We start from the raw sequence: 21,135 nt of genomic DNA on the forward strand, positions 1-21,135 counted from the left end.
TTAATGCTATAGTTAATGTAATTTAATACTTTTTCTCACAGCGCAACCCTAAACCTATGGCACCCTCTGCTTTTTTAACGACGCTTCTGAAACCGACTGTTACGCCTAACTTCTGGTCGCAAACGGTCTGGGCGATTTTGCGAACTGTCCTGGGCATTATGATGATCCACAATGGACTCGACAAGTTCGCCGATATTGAAGGCTTTGCTCATGCTTATGTCGAGGTCATCGGGCTACCCTTCCCGATCGTGTTTAGCTATCTCGCTGCCCTCACTGAAACGATCGGTGCACCCTTGCTGGTCATCGGCTTTTTGACTCGTCCAGCAGCCTTAGGATTATTCGGTACAATGTGTGTTGCGATGTATCATCACATCCTCGTAGCGGGCTTGAATCTGACTTATCTAGAGTTATCCGCAATTTACGCCGCTTGTTTTCTGGTGTTTGCCGTGAATGGAGCAGGGTTATTCTCGACCGATGCCTTGATTGCAAACTGGTTGGATACGAATGCTTTGTCAGCCCAAGCAAAACAGCTTATGCGCCTAGAGAAAGCTTATCAAGCTTCTAGTGCTGAGCAGAAGCAAACTGATGTCGCTAAGTCGTAAAGAGTCGCGATCGATCGAGCGTTGAATAGTCGGATGAGGCGCTGCTGGGTCTGTATGCTCCGCAGCGCCTCTATCTTTTTGGTAATACAAAAACAACAATACCTTTCAACCTATTGATAGAAGCCTTTTAGCTTCGCTTCATGCAAATCTCGCTATAGCTACTTTGCTCACTACATTTTTGCTCACTACATTGTTTAACTAAAAATTTTAGTCTGGAGACTTTTAGGCAGATCGATTGAGTAATTCCTTTGACGTATCCTGGATGCTTGTGATGTCGAGTAGAGTATGACCTCCCTATCGCTAACAGTACGCCCTGCTTTGTGATCGATCGATCGTCAAAAAGGTAGCCTTCATGGATCAACTGCCAGACCCCACAAATCATCAGTCCCTATGGAGCCGAATCAGCACGAATGCTTTGGTTCGATTTCTGCTGTTCTTTGCCTCTGGCTGGGTATTTGTTGCGCTACTTCAGTATTTTGAGTATGTGATTTTTGTATTTGCGTTATCAGCAATTCTGGCACTTCTGCTCAACTATCCAGTCCGCTATCTAGAGCGCTTTGTTAAAAGAAGTATTGCGTTGAGTCTTGTCATTGCGTTAAGCCTGATTTTTATTATTGTTGCCATTGTGACGATCGCGCTTACGTTAGCCGATCAGGTTCAGCAATTAGCAACCTTGTTGCTCCAGACGCTAAATAGCGCAAACAATCCGCTCGATCAGTTGCAAAATGCTCTGGTAGCCCGCAATATTCCCCTGAATCTGGATGCGATCGAAGCTCAAATTCGCAACGCATTTATATCAAGCTTAAATTGGACAATCCAGTCTCTACCAATTCTTTTCCAGAACTATGTGACCTTTATTATTGTGCTGGTAGTTGCCTTTTTCATGCTGATTGATGGTGCAAAACTGTGGCAACTCGTGCTGCAATTAGTTCCAACTCAACATCGAAGCCGCGTCGCTACCGCAGTACAAAGAAACTTTGTCGGCTTTCTTCGAGGTCAATTACTGGTTTCGTTTCTCCTGAGTGTTGCTACTTTTCTGGTTTTTGTTCTGTTTCAGATTCCATTTTCGTTTTTGCTTGCGGTTACTGTTGGAGTGTTTGACCTCATTCCTGGAATTGGAGCGACGTTAGGGGTGTCTCTTGTTTGCTTGGTTATCTTGGTGCAGAGTGGCTGGCTGACCGCGCTCAAAGTTCTAGCCGTTTGCGTGATTCTACAACAGTTGCAGGATAACTTCATTTCTCCGCGTATCATGCAAAGCACTGTTCATCTCAGTCCGGTCGTTGTGTTTTTTGCGCTCTTAGTTGGAACAAGGGTTTCAGGGCTACTAGGAATCTTTTTGTCGGTGCCGATCGCGGGTGTCATTGTCAGTCTGTTACATCTTGAAGAAGCGCAAGGAGATTAAAAGCTGACGATAAAGGTGAAGAACCAATCAGATAGAGCGATCTCTACTCCCCACTCTGATCGATTCCACCCCTAGAGCGATAGACAACAGCGTTAGTAATCCCTATTGTCAAAAAATATGCGGATTGAGAAGCGAGCCTGATGGCTGTAAATCATTCAGCGATCGTCCAGTCTGCCACATTATTGTTCACGCCTAGATTTTAAGCGAAAGTCCCCTATGCATGTTTCCGTATGGCCTGGTAACGTCTATCCCCTGGGTGCTTATTGGGATGGAAAAGGAACCAACTTTGCCCTGTTCTCTGAGAATGCAACTGCGGTTGAATTGTGCCTGTTCGATCGCGACGATCAAGAGACACGGGTAAAGCTGACCGAAGTGAATAACTTTGTGTGGTATGGGTATTTACCTGGTGTAGGGCCAGGGCAGCGATACGGCTATCGGGTGCATGGAGCTTATGAACCAGAACAAGGATTTCGCTTCAATCCTAACAAGCTTCTTATTGATCCTTATGGCAAAGCGATCGACGGAGATGTGCGGAACGGTCCTGAGATTTTCGGGTATGACTGGAATAGTCCGGATGCAGATCTATCGTTTTCAGAACTTGATAGCGCTCCATTGATGCCTAAATCGGTGGTGGTGGATCAATCCTTTGATTGGGAAGGCGATAAGCTATTGCGGACTCCCTGGCATGAAACAATTATCTACGAAGTTCATGTCAAAGGCTTCACGAAGCTACACCCAGATGTTCCTGAAGCGCTACGAGGAACCTATGCGGGCATGGGGCATCCAGCCGCGATCGAACACTTGCAGCGACTGGGAATTACGGCAGTTGAACTCATGCCGATTCACCACTTTCTCGCCTACCCAGGACATCTTGCCGACAAAGGACTGAAGAACTATTGGGGCTACGACTCGATCAACTACTTTGCCCCTCACGCCGCTTACAGTGCTGGTGGGACGCTAGGGCAACAAGTGGCTGAATTTAAGGAAATGGTGAAAGCCTTGCACCGAGCTGGGATTGAGGTCATTCTCGACGTAGTTTACAATCACACTGGGGAAGGCAATCATCTGGGGCCGACGCTCTCGCTGCGGGGAATTGATAACAGAAATTACTATCATCTGGTTGCAGACAATAAGCGCTATTACATGGACTTTACAGGTTGTGGTAATTCGCTCTCTGCTGGACACCCTCAAGTCTTGAAGCTGATCACCGATAGCTTGCGCTATTGGGTCACAGAAATGCACGTAGACGGCTTCCGCTTTGATCTGGCTTCTGCTCTGGCGCGGGAGTTGTATGAAGTGGACAGCTTGGCTGCGTTTTTCAACATCATCCATCAAGATCCAATATTAGCGGATGTGAAGCTGATTGCTGAGCCGTGGGACGTGGGCGAGGGCGGCTATCAAGTTGGAAACTTCCCGGTACTGTGGTCAGAGTGGAACGGTAAATATCGCGATACGGTGCGGGATTTTTGGCGGGGGGAAGACGAGACGTTAGGAGAGTTCGCTTATCGACTCACGGGCAGTCCCGACCTATACTTCCAGCAAAATGGCAGACGACCCAATGCCAGCATTAACTTCATCACAGCGCATGATGGGTTCACGCTGAATGATTTAGTCAGCTACAACGAAAAACATAACGAAGCCAACAGCGAAGACAATCGCGATGGAGAAAGCCACAATCGCTCTTGGAACTGTGGAGTCGAAGGAGCAACAGACGACCCGGAAGTCTTACAGCTCCGGGAGCGGCAACGGCGAAATCTGCTCGTCACTTTGATGCTGTCCCAAGGAATTCCGATGCTGTTGGGGGGCGATGAACTGGGTCGATCGCAAAGAGGCAACAACAACGGCTACTGTCAAGACAGCGAAATCTCCTGGTTTGATTGGAATTTGGTCAAGGGCAATCAGGATTTGGTCAATTTCTGCCGAGAACTGATTTATTTCCGCCGTCAGCATCCGGTGTTTCGTCGTCGCAAGTGGTTCCAGGGTCAGGCGATTCGAGGAGTTCCGGATATTGCTTGGTTTGACCCGGATGGAACAGAACATACCGAACAAGAGTGGCAAGAAGGCTATCCCAAATCGATCGGCGTGTTTCTCAACGGTGATAGAATTCCCAGCCCTGGGCCTCAAGGGCAAAAAATTAGAGATGATAGCTTTCTGCTGCTGTTTAATGCCTATTGGGAAACGATTGAGTTCATTTTGCCGCAAGCGCTAGCAGACAAAGAATGGCAAATGCTAATCGACACCAAAGAGCCTCGCTTTATTCAAGAGGAGCGGATTTTTGCCTCTAATCAAGCGGTTCCTTTGATGGCGCGATCGCTGATTGTGTTACGCCAACTCACTTGACCTCACTTGAGGTTAGGGAACCTCTTTCCTCTGAGTCCCCCACTCGTGGGGGATTTAGGGGCAACCCAAATGCAGCATCGAAGCGAGTTCTTTCTATCGAACTTTCGTTAATGGGGGGTTCGATTCAGCATCACTAGCTGGCTGACCGCTTCAAGCAGTTTATCCGGGTGAATGGGTTTAACAAGATGCTGCTGAAATCCAGCGAGAAGGGCTTGCTGCTGAGTCAGTTCAGACGCATAAGCTGTAAGCGCGATCGCAGGAATCCGCTGTGCCTCGTCGGAGCGCGATCGCACCGCTTGAATCAAGTCAAACCCATTTGCCTCTGGCATTCCTAAGTCACTCACAATTAAGTCAGGCGTGTAACGATTGAGCGCAGCGATCGCGGCTGCAACTGATTCTGTAGCAGTCACGATCGCGCCACTACTTTCCAGCACAAACTGAATCAGATCGCGGCTATCTTGCTCATCATCAATGATCAGAACGCGCACACCAACCAGGTTCACGTCTTTACCTGGCTCTAAAGAATGAGGAAACTTGATCACCTGATTTTCCACTTGAGGATTGGGCAGCGCGATCGCAAAGGTTGAACCCTGATCAACCCCGGCACTATCCACCTTGATTGTTCCGCCGTGCAGCTCAACTAAATTTCGCGTGATTGCTAACCCTAGCCCTAAGCCGCCGACTTTGCGCGTACTAGAAGCATCCGCTTGACGAAACGCCTCGAACACAAATGGCAGAAAATCTGGCGCAATGCCAGTTCCCGTATCTTGAACAGACAAAACCGTTTGCTTAGATTCACGGCGGAGCGTTACCTCGATCGTTCCGCCCTCTGGAGTAAATTTGATCGCATTGGTGAGCAAGTTCCACACCACTTGTTGAAGTCGCATGGTATCTCCCACAATCGGAGCAGCGCGATCGGTCTGTAGCGCGATCTCAATCCCCTTATTCTCTGCCATCAACCGGACAGTATCGAGCGCTGCTTGCACAATCAGAACGAGATCGACCGTATGCCGAGCGAGCGTTAATTTGCCGCGCAGAATTCGAGAAACATCGAGTAAATCATCGATTAATTGGGCTTGTAGGGCTGCGTTTCTGGCGATCGTCTCAAGGGCGCGTTGAACAGCCGCACCCGAAAGTCTGCCTTCAGCGAGTAATTTCGACCAGCCGAGGATGGGATTGAGGGGTGTCCGCAGTTCGTGGGACACCACCGCCAGAAATTCGTCTTTGACCCGATTTGCACTTTCGGCGCGTTCTTGAGCGTATTTGCGCTCTTTGGCTTCGGCAACTGCCCGATCGCGCATCTGACGATATTCCTGAACGCGAAAGGTTAAATCCGTCACGTCTTGAATCGAGATCAGCGCATAGAACCCTTCTTCCCCATCTGCGGGAATTGCCGTAATTGTGGTGTGCTGAATACGCTTGCTGCCATTTGGCAGCGTTACTGGAATCAAATAGTGATGCAGTTGTGAGGAGAAAATAGTCGGCGGGCCTCCTGCAAAAATGGGAGCCAAGCGATTGACATACAGGGCTTCAGCAAACCGGGGAAAAAATTCGCGAATCGCTTGTCCCTTAATGCGATCGCGCGGAATTTTTGTCCATTCTTCTAGACAGTGATTCCAAAACACCACTTGATAATCAGCGCGTAGAACGCAGACACCGAGCGGGATTTGATCTAATAGGCTGAAGCGATCGTGACCGTGGGACATGAGATTGAACTGCTCCTGCTCACAACGATGAGATTAGTCTCAGTTCTTCATTAATACAGATCAGGAGCGCATCGAAGGAAGCCATTTCAAAAATTAGAATAATTTCACCCATAATCTCAAGCTGTTCGATCTCAAATCTTGCTTGAGCCAGGAAAAAAACAGTATCGAGTTCAAATGGGTAATTTTCAGATAGAAGATGGTCAAGCTTGTCCTCGGAGTAGGTCGGCAGCGCATAATCCATTTGTCGCCGCAGTAAGTTACTGATTGATCCGAGCACTCCGTTGATCACGATGTTTCCCACTTCGGTCAAGGTACCAATTTTCACGGCATCCAGATCCGGAGAATCGCGCTCCTCACCGGTTAACAGCGAGACGAGCGCAGCAGCACTATCCGTGGGAAAGACTAATTCTGCGCTGCCAGTAAAGCTGCCTGAGAATTTTAATCCCACTGTGGATAAACAATGACCATTAAACTGCGCTGCTAGTTCTTGCTGCAAGGTTGTGCTATCAAACACTTGTAAAACTGGAACATTCAGCACGATCGGGGATGCTACCATTTCGTTCAGCATGGCTCCAGCTCGCCCAACACCAATGTTGATAAACTCCTGAAGCGCATCCAGTTGCTCGTCTGTAATCAGTGGCATCAAACATCGGCTCCTTCTGGCTGCAAGAGTTGGCGAATCGTCTGCCGCACTTGATCTTCTTTTGCGGGTTTGTTGATAAAGCTTGCGGCTCCCAGTGCAACTCCACGTTCGCGAGAGGCATCCTGGATATCCGCTGTGATAATTGCGATCGGAATTGTCTCACCTTGCTCTCGTAGCATTTGCAAGAGTTGAAAGCCATCTACATCTGGCATGAGCAAATCTGTCAGAATACAGCTTGGGTGATGTTGCTGCACCATCTCTAGCGCCTGTTGTCCGTTACAGGCTTCTAACACTTGATAGCCTTCCGCTTCTACATACTTGCGAAGCATCCGTCGTGAGAACGCTGCATCATCCACAATCAGCACTGAAGTCAAATTTGCATCGTCCACGGTTCCTACCCCTTTCACTATTGCGCATATTATTCTGTGGAGTCTAGTTCCTCTCCGCAAGATAGTTCCAAAACGTTCAAATCGACTCCTCGAAGCCAACTTAAAACGGTGGTGTGATGAATATCCGTCATTTTTTCGATGCGTCGGGTACTCATACCTCTGAGATACATCTGAATGCAAAGCTGCTTGATGTCTTCTGAGTAGCGAGTTTGTTTGTAGGACGCTAGAAACTGCCGTCCACAGCGTTTGCACTTGTGGCACTGAACGTGATTGCGGTGCCCATTCCGGTGGAGTTCAGTCGAACCGCAGGTTGGACAATCCATATCCCCCTATCAAGTGAATTTTCCAAGTGAATTTTCATTAGTGTTCAGCATTCCTTTTGGATCAACGTCTATCTTAGGGTAGATTGTGAGTCGTGTTCATCCTCCGTAGGATAGGAATAGTGGGCACCTGTTGAGTCCGGAGTACATGCAGCCTTTGAATGAAATCGATGCAGAAGATTTAAAGGTTTTTCTGGTTGAGAGTCACGAGATTCTTGCCCAGTTTGAGCAGGATGTTTTACACCTAGAAAATAGCTCTCTTGACCCCGCTCTGCTGCATCGGATGTATCGTGCCTTGCATACGATTAAGGGAAACTGTGGATTTATTCCGTTTCCGAAACTTGAAGCGATCGCTCATGCAGGAGAGGCACTGCTCGACAAGATTCGGACGGCTCAGCGCCGAATTTCTCCTGAGATTGCAACAGTGCTGCTGCAGCTCACAGACGTGATTCGACAGATTTTACGCACGATCGAAATTACCAAAACCGAGGGCAATCAGGATTATTCCAGCTTGATTGCAACGTTAACGGCGCTTTGCGCGGTGGATGCTGCGATCGATGGCATCAATCCTAGAGAAAGTTTGGAAGATGCCGAAGCAAAAGCTTTAACCCCGTTTAATTCTACGATTCGAGTTCAAATCGATTTACTCGACCATTTGATGAATCTAATGGGTGAACTGGTTCTCGCTCGCAATCGAATGCTGCAACTCACCGCAACAAGCAGCGATGCTGCTTTAGTTTCAACCTGTCAGCAAATTAATCTGATTACGAATGAACTGCAAGATCAGGTGATGCAGACGCGCATGCAGTCGCTTCATACGCTCTGGCGGACTCTGCCCCGATTTGTGCGAGATCTAGCAATCGCCTGTAGTAAAGAAGTGACGCTGGTTCTCGAAGGGGATGAAACCGAACTCGATCGTAGTCTTGTTGCAGCGATTAAAGATCCTCTGACGCATTTAATTCGCAATTGTATTGATCATGGGATTGAACTCTCAACGGCTAGACTGGCGGCGGGTAAATCGGCTGCCGGTATGCTCAAGTTAAGAGCCGCTCAAGAAAGCGGCAAAGTAATTCTAGAAATCAGCGATGATGGCGCGGGCATTGATCCCCAGCAGATTAAGGTTCGATCGCAGCAACTCGGCTTAATTAGCGCCACCGAAGCGGAATTAATCAGCGACCAAGAAGCGTTGGATCTGATTTTTCAGCCTGGATTTTCGACGGCGACAGAAGTGACCCGCTTATCTGGGCGCGGAGTTGGTTTAGATGTCGTGCGGCGAAACATTGAAGCGGTTAAAGGCACGGTCGAGGTTGAGAGCCAATTAGGTCAGGGAACTACATTTCGCCTGAAAATTCCCCTGACGTTAGCCATTATTCCGACGCTACTGGTGAAAAGTGGAGGTGAACGATTTGCAATTCCTCAAGCCAGCATCCAGGAACTGGTGCGAATCGAAGGGAAAGAACAAATTGATCAAAGCATTGAAACAGTGCTGAATGCTCCTGTATATCGACTGCGCGGACAGATTCTGCCTTTGGTTAATCTTGCTTCCGTTCTACAGCTATCAACCACAACAACTGATGTAGTTTATTTCGTTGTGATTACCGTCGATCGATATCACTATGGCTTGCTTGTGGATGAGATTGAAGATACTCAGGATATTGTGATTAAGCCGCTCAGTAAACAGTTAAGATCGCTGGAGATGTTTGCAGGCGCGACCGTTTTAGGAGATGGAACTGCGGCGCTGATCCTTGATGCTGCTGGACTTGCTCGATATGCAGGTGTTCAAAAGCAGATCCCCATTTCAACTGCGGTCTCTGAATCAGAACAACGCGATCGTCAATTGATTCTGATTGTGCTTGGGACTGAGAATACTCGGATGGGAATTGTTCTGACTCAGGCAACTCGACTAGAAACAATTTCCAGGACAAGGATTGAACAAGTTGGACAACAACTTCTGATGCAATATGGCGATCGCGTCGTTGCTTTGATTGATCTACAAGCCGTTTTCACCGGAAAGCCTCGTTCTCTCAATCAGTTTGAGGAGAGTATCCCGATCGTCGTGATCACACTTGATCAGAATCGCACTGTTGGATTAATGGTGAATCAAATTCTCGACATCGTAGAAGAATCGCTGACGGTGACAGGAGCGGCAATTCGTCCGGGTGCTCACTGTTATGCAACGGTTCAAGGTCAGATTACTGAAATTTTGGATTTAGCTATGATCGTCGAGCTAGCCAATCCTTATCGAGTTCCCGAACTCACAATCAGGAGGTGAAGCGATCGATGACGATTCAACAGGTATGCACTTTCTATCTCAAGGGTTCCTACTTTGGCATCGAGATTGAGCAGGTGCAAGAAATCATTCGCCAACCCCCGCTCACCCGAATTCCGCTCGCGCCTCCAGACATTTGCGGCTTAATGAATCTGCGCGGACAGGTGATTCCCGTCGTGGATTTGCCTTGTCGATTGGGACTGCGATCGGCATCCTGTGGCATTGGCGAGGAAACGACTTACAACGTGATTGTGAACACGATCGACGATGTGATCAGTTTCATTGTTGAGGACATTGGAGATATCTTGTCCTGTGACAGCGAAACATTTGAGCCGCCGCCTGCTAATTTGACTGCTCACATTCGAGGCTTTCTAAAAGGCGCATACAAACTTGAGCAAGGTGTTCTGCTGATCTTGGATACTATCAAAATCTCAGATTCAACCAAATTTTCAGATTCAACCCTAATCACGAGTTCGCTCAATTAACTAAGGATATCTCGATGGTTTCTAATTCAACCCCAAAAACAGCAAGCGCTGGATCGGCAACCGCGATGAAAGCACATATGCAGCAACTTTTACAGGCAATGCAAGCCGCAAACGCAGGCGATTTCTCGGTTCGTTTAGATGAGAACAACGGCTTCGGCGAGATAGCGCGAGAATTCAATCAGTTAATGATCCGCAATCAGAACTTGACTCAAGGAATGAGCGAAGCCGAGCAAGTGTTAAGCGCGATCGCGCAAGGCGACCTCAGCCAAAAAATGTCAACAAGTGAGGAATCTCTCCCAATCTCACCGATCGTCAACGATCTAATCGATCGGCTTAATCTTTACACCGCCGAATTTACGCGAGTTGTGAGAGAAATTGGCACCGAAGGCAATCTGGAAATAGTTGCAACGATCGCAGGCGCAACAGGAATCTGGCAGGAGCTGATCGAAACCGTCAATCAGATGGCTCACGATATCACTGAGCAAGTTCGCGGTATTGCTGAGATCTCTTGTGCTGTTGCTCAAGGAGATTTGGCAAACCAAATCGAAGCAGAAAACACCGGAGAATTTCGCACCCTCACCCGCAGCATCAACCAAATGATCGAAAATCTCCGGAGTTCGCTGCGGCAGATTACAGAAGTGGCAACAACGGTCGCGACCGCAGCCGAAGAACTTTCTGCTGTGAGTCATGAAATGACAGGCAATGCAGGACAAACGGCTGAACAAGCAACCTCGGCTTCAGCTTCGGCGGAACAAGTGAGCCAGAATGCAGCCACGGTTGCTACAGCGATCGAAGAAATGAACGCGAGCATCCGAGAAATTGCGAAAAGCGCAGCAGAAGCCGCAAAAGTCGCGAGCGATGCGGTCAGAACTTCCGATCAAACCAACGCGACGATCACAAAGCTGGGTCAAAGCAGCGTTGAAATTGGCAAAGTGATCAAAGTGATTACCTCGATCGCGCAGCAAACTAATTTGCTGGCATTAAACGCCACGATCGAAGCGGCACGAGCGGGAGATGCAGGTCGAGGCTTTGCGGTTGTTGCCAATGAAGTCAAAGAGCTGGCAAAACAAACCGCCGCCGCCACCGAAGATATTAGTCAACGAATTGAAGCGATTCAGACGGATACAAGCGGTGCGGTTGAAGCGATCACTCAAATTACAGCCGTGATCAACCAAATTAACGACATTCAAAATACGATCGCCAGCGCGGTTGAAGAACAAACGGCAACGACGAATGAAATCTCTCGTAATGTTGCAGAAGCTGCAAAGGGAAGTTCAGATATCGCCAAGAATATTGGAGTGGTGGCTCAAAATGCTCAGACGACCACGATCGGAGCAAGTAACACGGCTCAAGCAGCAATGCAACTGGCGCAGATGGCAGTCAACTTACAAACGATTATCAGTCAATTTCAGATATAAAGGGAATTTTGATACTCCCGAATCTGCGGTCAATCTGTTTGACCGTCGATTGAAGCTTTCTAGCGTTCAGGGGGAGCAAGATAATCGCTAGAACATGACCTAATGATTCAGCTGCCAGATTTTGGAACAGGATACTCTTCTCGTTTTCAGGTTTGACCTGGGGATGCTTGTATACGCATTGTGAAACAGAGGAAACTCAAAAAATTGTTCATTCATTAGTTCGGCAAGGACTTTGGCGGCACGGCGGCAAGCAGGAGCAAGCATAATATTTATAAAGGGACGGGACTGACGGCTTCCCCCACTCGAGCCGCGAAATGCCTAATATGAAGAAGAGAAAGGAAGGCGAATGAACAGACACAGAACAAGTCCCTTTCCCAAGTTTGGGGAAATGGGAACACGGATGCAGGCAATGGAGTGGGCACAAACGCCAGTGGGGGCTGTTGAATCCTGGTCGCAAAGCCTAAAATCAACCGTTCGTACGCTGTTAGGCTCGCGTTACCCCATGATCTTGCTGTGGGAGCAGGAGCTAATTCAGATTTACAACGATGCTTATATCAATCTGATTGGCACGAAACATCCCTACGCGCTGGGACGATCGATCCGGGAAACTCAGGCTGAGTCCTGGGATGTGATCGGTCCGATGATTACCGAAGTCATGACGACTGGGGTTCCCAACTGGGTGGAAGACCAGATGCTCGCAGTGAACCGCTCCGGCTACAACGAGGAAGCGCATTTTAGTTTGTCCTACAGTGCCGTTGAAGATGATGCAGGTGCGATTCGCGGCATGCTCTGTGTCTGTAGCGAAGTGACGCAGCAGGTGTTAGGAGAGCGACGGTTGCGTTTGCAGCGCGACCTGGCAGCCCGGGCAGGGGAAACGCGGAGTGTAGATGCAACCTGTCAGGATATTCTGGCGACGATCGCGGAATGTCCGCTGGATGTGCCTTTTGCCCTGATCTACTTGCGCGACTCCAACGACCAAACCCTAAAGCTCTGCGGCAGCGTGGGGATGAACGGCAATCCGGCGATCGTTCCAACCACTGTTCTGCTTTCAGAAGCACTGGTAGAAACAGCGGATCGATGGTCTCTAGCAAAAGCGATGGCAGGTCAAACCGCGATCGTCTCAGAGCTTGATCGGGACATCACCATTGCTGGCGGACCTTGGAACGAAAGCGTGAGCCAGGCGATCGCCTTACCGATTCCGTCGTCGAATGTGGCTGCACCGCTAGGAGTGCTGATTTGCGGCATCAGTCCGAACCGTGGGCTGGATGAAGGCTACCAGTCGTTTTATGAGCTGCTGGCTGGACAGGTTTCTGTGTCGATCCGCAATGCTCAGGCTTATGAAGAAGAACGCCGCCGCGCCGAAATGCTGGCAGAACTCGATCGGGCAAAAACGGTTTTCTTTTCCAATGTCAGCCACGAGTTTCGCACACCGCTGACCTTGATGCTGAATCCGCTCGAGGATTTGCTTCAGAGTGACCAGTTGCCTGCTGCTGAACGAGAACAAATTGCTGTGGCACATCGCAACAGCCAGCGTTTGTTAAAGCTGGTCAACACCTTACTCGACTTTTCTCGGATTGAGGCGGGGCGGATTCAAGCCGTTTATGAGCCAACGGATCTGGCAAGCCTGACGGCTGATCTTGCTAGCGTGTTTCGATCGGCGATCGAGAAAGCAGGAATGCAGCTGGTCGTGAATTGTCTTCCGCTGCCGGAACCTGTGTATGTCGATCGCGAAAGGTGGGAGAAGATTGTGCTTAACTTGCTCTCCAACGCGTTCAAGTTTACTTTTGAGGGACAGATCTCGGTGTCACTGCGTCCGGTCGACGCTGCGGTTGAACTGGTCGTTCAAGATACGGGAACTGGCATTCCGGCTCATGAGTTGCCCCGTCTGTTTGAACGGTTTCATCGGGTTGCCGGGGCGCGGGGTCGCTCCTATGAAGGTTCGGGCATTGGACTGTCGCTGGTGCAGGAATTGGTCAAGCTGCATGGGGGAACGGTGACTGCGAGCAGCGTGGAAAAGGAAGGAAGTACCTTTGTTGTGCGATTGCCGATCGGGTGTGCTCACCTGCCGTCGGAGCAGATTCAATCCGCCCGAACCCAGGCTTCAACGGCTACAGGCGCGGCAGCTTATGTCGAAGAAGCCCTAGAGTGGGTTGTGGAGCGCAGCGAAGACTCAGCAGCGTTACCTCCTCGCGCTTCTGCCCGAATTTTGTTGGCCGATGACAACGCGGATATGCGTCACTACCTGCAACGGCTCTTGAAGGAACACTATGAGGTCGAAGCGGTTGCCGATGGTCAAGCTGCCCTGGAAGCGGCTCGTGCCCAATTGCCGGATTTAGTGCTCACCGATGTGATGATGCCCAAGCTCGATGGCTTTGAACTGCTGCGGCAACTCCGGGCTGATTCCCAAACTCGCGAGATTCCAATTTTGCTGCTTTCAGCGCGAGCGGGTGAAGAAGCTGCCGTTGAGGGACTAGAAGCAGGAGCCGATGATTATTTGGTCAAGCCTTTTAGCGCGAGAGAACTGCTGGCACGGGTGGCCACGAATTTGGAGTTGGGTCGATCGCGTCAGGTCGCCAGCCAACAGCGTTTTCGCTTTCTCGCAGAATCGATTCCGCAAATGGTTTGGACAGCGGATGCAGGAGGTTGCGTTGATTATTGCAGCCATCGCTGGTTCGACTACACCGGGCTAACCCTGGCACAAACTCAGGGATGGGGCTGGCAGGAAGTTATTCATCCCGACGATCGCGCCGACAGCATCAAGAAGTGGACTCAAGCCGCTGAGCAAAAGACCAGCTATGACGTAGAACATCGCTTGAGACGAGCGGACGGCAGCTACGGCTGGCATCTCACCCGCGCTCTGCCGATGCTGGATGAGCAAGGTCAAGTCATTCGCTGGTTTGGCACTTGTACAGACATTACCGAGCGCAAACAAGCGGAAAAAGCATTAAAAGAGAGTACTGAGCAGTTAAGTTTGGCGTTGGCGGCTGCAAAACTGGGAGACTGGAGTTGGAACGCAGCAACCGACATTGTGACATTTACAGAGCAAGCGGCTGAGATATTTGGTATTCCACCAGGACCTTATATGACCTGGACCCAGATGCAAAAGCTCCTTCATCCCGACGATCGAGAGCGAGCAGGTTTACAGCTTGAACAAGCGATTGCTGAACGCAGCGACTACGACATTGAATATCGAGTGATTCATCCGAACAGAACAGAACGATGGATCGCTGCCAAAGGACGTGCTCAGTACGACTCGTTCGGGCAGGTTCTCGGAATGCTGGGAGTTGTGCAAGATATCACGCAGCGAAAGCAAGCTGAACAAGAGCGCGAAAAATTGCTAGAACGCGAACAGAACGCCCGAAGAGAAGCCGAACAAGCCAACCGGATTAAAGATGAATTTTTGGCAGTGCTGTCTCACGAACTGCGATCGCCCCTCAATCCCATTCTGGGATGGTCAAAGCTGCTGCAAGCGCGTCAGTTTGATGAAGCAGCAACAAGGCGTGCCCTGCAAACGATCGAGCGCAATGCCAAGCTGCAAACCCAACTCATTGATGATTTACTCGATGTCTCACGGATTCTGCGCGGCAAAATGATGTTGGATGCTTGTCCAGTTGATTTAGTCACGGTCGTTGATGCTGCTCTGGAAACCGTACACTTGTCTGCTGAAGCAAAAGGGATCGAAGTACAGAAGGTTATCGCCAGCGAGATTGAACTGGTCTTAGGGGATGTCGCTCGTCTTCAACAGGTGGTCTGGAATTTGCTCAGCAATGCAATCAAATTTACCCCGTCAGGCGGAACCATAGAGATTCGACTAGCACAAACCAATACTCACGTTCAAATTCAAGTTCAAGACACCGGTAAAGGAATTGCGCCGCAGTTTCTACCCCATGTGTTTGAATACTTCCGACAGGAGGACGGCGCAACAACTCGTAAGTTTGGGGGATTGGGGTTAGGGTTGGCGATCGTTCAGCACTTAACGGAACTACACGGCGGAACGGTTCAGGCAGAAAGTCCTGGAGAAGGATTAGGCGCAACATTTACTGTTCTATTGCCAGCGTCAAAAAATCGGCGTGGAGAAAATTCAGGTCAGCCTGAGCCTTTAAGCTCCTCAGTAAAAGCTTTTCCCCTGGCGGGTTTACAAGTTTTAGCGGTGGATGATCAAGCCGATATGCGAGAACTGGTTTCTGCCATTCTGGAACAAGCCGGAGCAGAAATAAAAGTGACAACTTCTGCGATCGAAGCTTTAGAAGCCTTAGATGTATTCAAGCCGGATGTTGTCATTAGCGATATTGGGATGCCAGAAATGGATGGCTATGAACTCTTACGTCAGATTAGAAGACGATCGCCAGAAGACAACGGGGATGTTCTCGCAATTGCGCTAACAGCTTACGCCGGGGAACTTAACCAACAACAGGCATTCGCAGCAGGATTCCAGGGGCACGTTGCTAAACCAGTGGAGCCGGAGAAGTTAGTGGATGTGATCATCTCCTTAATAAAAGAGAAGTAGAGAGTTGAAGTTCCACCTGGGCAGGAAATTAAGGGCAGTAGCTCGTTTACTCAGTAGACATTCATGACATTGTTATACCGAATTGATTTTTGAGTGCTACAGATCTTGGAAGCCCCCTAAATCCCCCACTCGTGGGGGACTTCAAGCCAAATCTGTTTCGGATTCTCAAAGTCCCCCAGTATGGGGGATTTAGGGGGCGAAGGATCTGTCGCATTAACAAATTGATTCGGTATTATCGGGTTATTCATGAACCGCTATGAATTCGGGCTTCCCGTTTAGAAACTTCCACAGGTCTGAACATTACCAGACTACGCTGTCTCGTCGTTTAACTCAGCTCAGTTTAGCGGTACATTCCAAAATCAAGCGCTGATTCTCGATCGCATACGGTTGAATCTCTAGCGCCTGCCGAAACGCAGAGATCGCCTCTCGATATTCCCCTCGTGCCGCATAGGATAGTCCCAATCCGTGCCACGCGCCGAAGTGAATTGGATTGAGCTCGATCGCTTTTTGGCAATCGGCGATCGCTTTGCGGTACTGTTGCTGCACAAAATACAATACCGCCCGTCGGTTCCAAGCCTCTGCAAAATCCGGTAATTGTTCAATCAACTCAGATAACACGGCTTCCGCCTGCATTGCTTCACCAGATTCGAGTAGCACCTGTGCTCGTTGTAGCGTTTGCAGTCCTGCGACTCCTTTTTGAGCAAACCAAATCTGCCACAACGCCTGAGTTGCATCCGATCGCACTTCTTCGTCTGGATCTTTTAGCGCTTCAAGTAGAATCTGAATTTCTTTCATAGCGGGTGGAACAGGTGACGAAACACAGGATAGCATTTTTGACTATTGCGATCGTGGGTCAAACCCGTCGCGCAATCCATCACCTAATAAGTTAAACGCTAGAACAATCATCGTAATCGCTAACCCCGGAAAAATTGTTGTCCAGGGGGAAGTCAGCGCGTAGCCGTTGCGAAACGCATCAGATAACAGGGTGCCGAGTTCTGGAGTTGGAGGTTGTGCCCCCAGCCCCAAAAAGCCTAGACCGGCTGCTTCGAGCGTCGCCGTTCCCAATGATAAAGAGGCTTGAACAATGATCGGAGTTAAGCTTCCGGGCAAAATGTGCCGCACAATGATTTGGGGTGCTGTCGCTCCGATGGCAGTTGCCGCCTGCACGAAATCTTGTTCTCGGAGCGATAGCACCAGACTGCGAGTGAGGCGAATATAAATCGGAATTTGTGCGATCGCGACCGCAATCACTACTTTTTGCAGACTCGTCAAGGTGTGATTGAAAATGACTAGATCGTTAATTCTGAAGGTGAATCTCTCGACCGTAGTGACAATGGCGATCGCTAGCAAAATCGACGGAAACGCCAGCAAAATATCTGTAAGCCAAACAATCAGCGCCTCGATCCAACCGCGAAAATAGCCCGCGAGTAAACCGAAAAAGACCCCGATCGCGGCTCCAACTCCCACCGAAACCAAGCTAATGAACAGCGATGTCTGAATTCCATGCCAAATCAATGTCAATAAATCGCGCCCCAGTCCATCAGTTCCCAGTAAATGACCGGGGCTTGGCGGCTGTAATCGGGCAATAAAATCGCGATCGCCTCCGGGAATGTAAGGTCTAAGAATCGGTGCAAGCAGCGCGAGTGCAAACAATACCAGAGTAAGAATCAGCCCAGTTCTGCCAGAAGTCGATCGCCAGAATCGCAGAAGAGAACGGTTTCTACTCATATCGAACTCTTGGATCAATAAGCGCATAAGACAGATCCACGACTAAATTAATCAACACGAAGACGATTGCCACAAACACCACTCCGCCTTGCACCACCGGATAATCTCGCGCCAAAATGCCTTCATAAATCCAAGAGCCGATCCCCGACCACGAAAAGATTGTCTCTGTCAAAATCGCACCCCCTAGCAAGGTTCCGAACTGAAGCCCGATCGTGGTATTAATCGGTAACAGTGCATTCTTCAACGCATGACGCAGAATCACTAAATAATTCGATAATCCTTTTGCTCTTGCTGTCCGGATATAATCCTGTGACAACACATCTAGCATGGCACTGCGGGTAATACGGGCGACGATCGCCAATGGAATTGTCCCTAACGTTAATGCTGGAAGAATCAGATGCGCGATCACATCGATCAATGCTGGAGCATTCAACCTTAACACTGTATCCAGCAGATAAAATCCGGTAATCGGTTGAAAGTTAAATCCAGTCTCAACGCTAATCCGACCGCTCGGAGGCAACCATCGCAACGTGATTGAAAATAGGTAAATTAGCAACAATCCCAGCCAATACACCGGAAGCGACACACCGAGCAATGACCCCGCGATCGTCACTTGGTCTTGCCAGCGATTTTTCTGCACGGCAGCAATGATTCCGGCTGGAATTCCGAGAATAATTGCAATCAAAATTGCCGCGATCGACAATTCAAAGGTTGCTGCCCAGCGTGATCGAATTTCATCGATCACGGGAATACCGCTCAAAATACTATTGCCTAATTTCAACTGCAATAGATTGCCCACAAACGCGAAATACTGAAGCCACAAGGGGCGATCGAGTCCTAGTTGAGTCCGCAAGGCGGCGATTTGCTCTGGCGTTGCCCGTTCTCCCGCAAGCACGATCGCCGGATCGCCCGGAATCAATCGCAGCAATAAAAATACCGCTAATGTAATTCCAAATAGAACAGGAACCAAGCCAAGAAGTCGTCTTAGAATATATTGCGACATAGATTTATGAATTTGCCTGTATCAAATTTATAGATAAATCTGACTGATAAATCATTCAATGCCGCATAAAAAACGGCATCTAAAGATTTAGAGCATCTTTAGATACCGTTCAGCCCAATCGCTCTAAAGTCCTAACTAAAGTCCTAACAAATCATCCAGCTCCTCGATCGCTTCACACGGAACTGACTGACTATCGCGATCAACCGCTATCATCGGTTGTGATCTTTGAATCACAGAGGTTCCTTGTGATCGTCCATACAGATAATCATCTGCATACTTGCGAAATACAGCTTCGATCGCAGCTCTTGCATTTTTCAATCCCCATTCTGCGGCAATCAATTCTGCCTTTTCGATCACATCCTTGCTGAGTCTTATTTTGTTGTCATACATAGCTGCCACCCTTCAGCGACCGGGTACAATCCTCGAACATTGGCAAACTGTGGATCAGGCATCACTGCAAATAACTTTCGCCCTGCGAGTCGTTCTGCAATTAGGTGTGAGCTTCCGCCTGTGACCAAAAACCGGGTGACGCGCGGCATATAAGGCGTGTACTGTGCTTTGATTGTTTGAAAAATTCCCTTAAACCAAGGATCAAGATACTCTTCCAGCCAGAGCGACCAGGATAATCCTGTATCCGCATAGGTATGCCCCGATTTGAATCCATCCATCACAATTGCCGGATCAACTGTGGTTCCCAACGCATCAATTAGCCGTCGATCGAAGCTAATCGCTGTTGCAAGCTCATACGATCCTCCTCGATCCATCACGTTTTCATCGATCACATCTCCTTCCGCATCAATCAGTCGTGTTAGCCACGTTCCACCACCGATATCAACGACGATCGTATAACCACTATCAGGAATGAGTCCTAACTGTTGAGCATAGCGATAAGCTCCAATTCCTTCGCGTTCTACTTCAACGTGCTCGACTGTGATTCTAAACGGAATACCATTCCGCTTAAATTCGTGCATTCCCAGCAGTTGAGATTTGATCGTGTCTGCATTGCGGCTCGGATCAGGCGTAGAGGCATAAACGTGCAGCGGAAACTGGCTCATCTCCTCATCCCGCTCAGACTCTAAACAGGCATATAGATGCAATCTTGCTAGATCAACTTTATTCTCTACAACCGTTTGTTGTTGACGGCGATATTTGTACGCTTGTGTGCCAAAATGATAGCGAGTTCCGTCCGGCAACTCAATCAGCGGCGACTGGTCAGAATAACGCACCGGATCGCGTCCTTGCGGTAATTGAAACCTCATCGATCGAATCGCTCTTGGATGTCCTGCTCCGTTCCAGAACTTGAGATCGTAGTTGCCAGCATCAAGCGCGATCGTACGATGGGACACAGTTCCAGTGGTTTCTTTCCGGGGTCTGCTGCGAGTGCCTAATCCGTTCATGGCGTTTTCCTCAACAAGATAAGGGCAATACAAGTGTATTTAGTACATCGGTACTATATTCGGTTTTGCTGGTAGTGTCAACCTGGGGACAAAGAATTTTGCGAAACTTGATTTTTAAGAATTGCGCTTGATCGATCGGAAGCAATCTGTGATATCTTTATAAAGATTCGGGCGATTGGCACAGGGGTAGCGCACATCCTTCACACGGATGGGGTCACTGGTTCAAATCCAGTATCGCCCATAGATTCCAGGTCTCCATAAAAAGTTGTGAATGCCCAGATTGATGCAGCCAACTTTGTTGTGTGAGAAGCCGACTTAATTAACTGGAACGCTTATAATACGGTTCTCACACACATTTGTTTGGGTTTGAAAAGTGTTTGGGTTTGAAAAGCGCAATGGCGTACAAACACAATCTGTATCTCAGGATGATTTAAACATGGACACGCTCGATCGCATCAGCCGTATTGTGCGTTCCGAAACAAGCAGTCGTAAATCTCAATCGAGTCATAGCTCGAATCCGTCCATGAGAGAACTACAAGAACAGGCTATTTCTCTCCGGCAGCAAATTGCGAACCTAGAAGCTACAAATAAAAGCTTAATGAGTAGCGCGTTGCGGCAAGAGTCATACGATCGTTATGTCATATAAGAGAAGCTGCTCGATATACCACATGGTATTAGTAGTAAAGGTAATTTAATGATTCGTACCCTATGCCTACGATCGATCGAACAGAGCTAGCAGATCTGGTGCGAGAAACACGACAACGCCTAGAACTCTCGCAAGCCAAGTTCGCTGTGAGGTTAGGAGTTTCATTCCAAAGCGTCAACCGTTGGGAAAATGGACGAACCAAGCCCTTGCCGATCGTGTTGAAACAGCTTGAACACTTGCTCGTTCAGATGGGCGATAGTGGCAAAGATTTGCTCGTCAA

The 21,135-nt window shown here is 48.9% G+C and carries 18 protein-coding genes and 1 tRNA gene; 10 read left to right on the forward strand and 9 right to left on the reverse strand.

The genetic code is table 11. From position 1 onward, the window contains the following. Positions 1-56: 56 nt before the first annotated feature. The 3 genes from NC981_RS18040 (at position 57) to glgX (ending at position 4,344) form a co-directional block, all read left to right on the forward strand. A complete protein-coding gene (locus NC981_RS18040; RefSeq protein ID WP_348244209.1) occupies positions 57-602 on the forward strand; it encodes a DoxX family protein in 546 nt (181 codons plus the stop codon). Positions 603-954: 352 nt separating this feature from the next. Continuing rightward, on the forward strand, positions 955-2,004 hold the full coding sequence (locus NC981_RS18045) for an AI-2E family transporter (RefSeq protein ID WP_348244210.1): 1,050 nt from the start codon (positions 955-957) through the stop codon (positions 2,002-2,004). 216 nt (positions 2,005-2,220) lie between these two features. Further along, positions 2,221-4,344: a glycogen debranching protein GlgX gene (gene glgX / locus NC981_RS18050; RefSeq protein ID WP_348244211.1), complete on the forward strand. Its 2,124-nt coding sequence runs from the start codon at positions 2,221-2,223 to the stop codon at positions 4,342-4,344. A gap of 107 nt (positions 4,345-4,451) precedes the next feature. Here glgX and NC981_RS18055 read toward each other — a convergent pair whose 3' ends face one another. The 4 genes from NC981_RS18055 to NC981_RS18070 are packed head-to-tail and all read right to left on the reverse strand — an operon-like array spanning position 4,452 to position 7,405. After that, positions 4,452-6,050, reverse strand: coding sequence for an ATP-binding protein (locus NC981_RS18055; RefSeq protein WP_348244212.1), 1,599 nt, complete (start codon positions 6,048-6,050; stop codon positions 4,452-4,454). 19 nt (positions 6,051-6,069) lie between these two features. Next, positions 6,070-6,693, reverse strand: coding sequence for a chemotaxis protein CheC (locus NC981_RS18060; RefSeq protein WP_348244213.1), 624 nt, complete (start codon positions 6,691-6,693; stop codon positions 6,070-6,072). Further along, entirely contained in the window at positions 6,693-7,082 is a 390-nt protein-coding gene (locus NC981_RS18065; protein WP_348244214.1) for a response regulator, read from the reverse strand. Before NC981_RS18065 ends, NC981_RS18060 begins: the two co-directional genes overlap by 1 nt. 29 nt (positions 7,083-7,111) lie before the next feature. Continuing rightward, positions 7,112-7,405: a hypothetical protein gene (locus NC981_RS18070; protein ID WP_348244215.1), complete on the reverse strand. Its 294-nt coding sequence runs from the start codon at positions 7,403-7,405 to the stop codon at positions 7,112-7,114. A gap of 145 nt (positions 7,406-7,550) precedes the next feature. Here NC981_RS18070 and NC981_RS18075 point away from each other — a divergent pair, with 145 nt between their 5' ends. The 4 genes from NC981_RS18075 (at position 7,551) to NC981_RS18090 (ending at position 16,081) form a co-directional block, all read left to right on the forward strand. Beyond that, the gene (locus NC981_RS18075; protein WP_348244216.1) at positions 7,551-9,674 is read left to right on the forward strand and encodes a chemotaxis protein CheA; all 2,124 of its coding nucleotides are present in this window, start codon (positions 7,551-7,553) and stop codon (positions 9,672-9,674) included. Positions 9,675-9,682: 8 nt separating this feature from the next. Further along, complete coding sequence (locus tag NC981_RS18080; protein WP_348244217.1) at positions 9,683-10,156, forward strand: chemotaxis protein CheW; 474 nt, start codon at positions 9,683-9,685, stop codon at positions 10,154-10,156. A 14-nt stretch (positions 10,157-10,170) separates the two neighbouring features. Next, positions 10,171-11,574, forward strand: coding sequence for a HAMP domain-containing methyl-accepting chemotaxis protein (locus tag NC981_RS18085; RefSeq protein ID WP_348244218.1), 1,404 nt, complete (start codon positions 10,171-10,173; stop codon positions 11,572-11,574). 346 nt (positions 11,575-11,920) lie between these two features. After that, positions 11,921-16,081 (forward strand): ATP-binding protein, encoded by a 4,161-nt coding sequence (locus tag NC981_RS18090; protein WP_348244219.1) that lies wholly within the window; start codon positions 11,921-11,923, stop codon positions 16,079-16,081. A gap of 330 nt (positions 16,082-16,411) precedes the next feature. On the opposite strand, the gene NC981_RS18095 is transcribed toward NC981_RS18090, so the two are convergent. The 5 genes from NC981_RS18095 to NC981_RS18115 form a co-directional block, all read right to left on the reverse strand. Then, entirely contained in the window at positions 16,412-16,876 is a 465-nt protein-coding gene (locus NC981_RS18095; protein ID WP_348244220.1) for a tetratricopeptide repeat protein, read from the reverse strand. Between the two features lie 42 nt (positions 16,877-16,918). Next, complete coding sequence (locus NC981_RS18100) at positions 16,919-17,809, reverse strand: ABC transporter permease (RefSeq protein ID WP_348244221.1); 891 nt, start codon at positions 17,807-17,809, stop codon at positions 16,919-16,921. Then, positions 17,802-18,812 carry an ABC transporter permease gene (locus tag NC981_RS18105; RefSeq protein WP_348244222.1) on the reverse strand — a complete coding sequence of 337 codons (1,011 nt, stop codon included), beginning with the start codon at positions 18,810-18,812 and terminating at the stop codon, positions 17,802-17,804. Before NC981_RS18105 ends, NC981_RS18100 begins: the two co-directional genes overlap by 8 nt. Positions 18,813-18,947: 135 nt before the next feature. Beyond that, positions 18,948-19,202, reverse strand: a complete 255-nt coding sequence (locus tag NC981_RS18110) for a hypothetical protein (protein ID WP_190375746.1) — start codon at positions 19,200-19,202, stop codon at positions 18,948-18,950. Next, a complete protein-coding gene (locus tag NC981_RS18115) occupies positions 19,184-20,209 on the reverse strand; it encodes a ParM/StbA family protein (protein WP_348244223.1) in 1,026 nt (341 codons plus the stop codon). The genes NC981_RS18110 and NC981_RS18115 overlap by 19 nt, the downstream gene beginning before the upstream one ends. 169 nt (positions 20,210-20,378) lie before the next feature. Here NC981_RS18115 and NC981_RS18120 point away from each other — a divergent pair. From NC981_RS18120 to NC981_RS18130, 3 genes are all read left to right on the forward strand, one after another. Then, positions 20,379-20,450, forward strand: a tRNA-Val gene (locus tag NC981_RS18120). A gap of 132 nt (positions 20,451-20,582) precedes the next feature. Next, complete coding sequence (locus NC981_RS18125; RefSeq protein WP_348244224.1) at positions 20,583-20,855, forward strand: hypothetical protein; 273 nt, start codon at positions 20,583-20,585, stop codon at positions 20,853-20,855. A 62-nt stretch (positions 20,856-20,917) separates the two neighbouring features. Continuing rightward, positions 20,918-21,135 (forward strand): helix-turn-helix transcriptional regulator (locus NC981_RS18130; protein WP_348244225.1); only part of this gene is annotated, 218 nt, incomplete at its 3' end.

Origin of the sequence: Leptolyngbya sp. DQ-M1, assembly GCF_039962505.1 — a bacterium.
Lineage (GTDB): Bacteria > Cyanobacteriota > Cyanobacteriia > Leptolyngbyales > Leptolyngbyaceae > Leptolyngbya.

Excerpts from the sequence above, each read along its gene's own strand:
- NC981_RS18060 (WP_348244213.1), bottom strand. The coding sequence starts at position 6,693 with ATGCCACTGATTACAGACGAGCAACTGGATGCGCTTCAGGAGTTTATC.
- NC981_RS18100 (WP_348244221.1), bottom strand. The coding sequence starts at position 17,809 with ATGAGTAGAAACCGTTCTCTTCTGCGATTCTGGCGATCGACTTCTGGC.
- NC981_RS18055 (WP_348244212.1), bottom strand. The coding sequence starts at position 6,050 with ATGTCCCACGGTCACGATCGCTTCAGCCTATTAGATCAAATCCCGCTC.
- NC981_RS18045 (WP_348244210.1), top strand. The coding sequence starts at position 955 with ATGGATCAACTGCCAGACCCCACAAATCATCAGTCCCTATGGAGCCGA.
- NC981_RS18085 (WP_348244218.1), top strand. The coding sequence starts at position 10,171 with ATGGTTTCTAATTCAACCCCAAAAACAGCAAGCGCTGGATCGGCAACC.
- NC981_RS18090 (WP_348244219.1), top strand. The coding sequence starts at position 11,921 with ATGAACAGACACAGAACAAGTCCCTTTCCCAAGTTTGGGGAAATGGGA.
- NC981_RS18040 (WP_348244209.1), top strand. The coding sequence starts at position 57 with ATGGCACCCTCTGCTTTTTTAACGACGCTTCTGAAACCGACTGTTACG.
- NC981_RS18110 (WP_190375746.1), bottom strand. The coding sequence starts at position 19,202 with ATGTATGACAACAAAATAAGACTCAGCAAGGATGTGATCGAAAAGGCA.
- NC981_RS18070 (WP_348244215.1), bottom strand. The coding sequence starts at position 7,405 with ATGGATTGTCCAACCTGCGGTTCGACTGAACTCCACCGGAATGGGCAC.
- glgX (WP_348244211.1), top strand. The coding sequence starts at position 2,221 with ATGCATGTTTCCGTATGGCCTGGTAACGTCTATCCCCTGGGTGCTTAT.
- NC981_RS18105 (WP_348244222.1), bottom strand. The coding sequence starts at position 18,812 with ATGTCGCAATATATTCTAAGACGACTTCTTGGCTTGGTTCCTGTTCTA.
- NC981_RS18080 (WP_348244217.1), top strand. The coding sequence starts at position 9,683 with ATGACGATTCAACAGGTATGCACTTTCTATCTCAAGGGTTCCTACTTT.
- NC981_RS18095 (WP_348244220.1), bottom strand. The coding sequence starts at position 16,876 with ATGAAAGAAATTCAGATTCTACTTGAAGCGCTAAAAGATCCAGACGAA.
- NC981_RS18075 (WP_348244216.1), top strand. The coding sequence starts at position 7,551 with ATGCAGCCTTTGAATGAAATCGATGCAGAAGATTTAAAGGTTTTTCTG.
- NC981_RS18115 (WP_348244223.1), bottom strand. The coding sequence starts at position 20,209 with ATGAACGGATTAGGCACTCGCAGCAGACCCCGGAAAGAAACCACTGGA.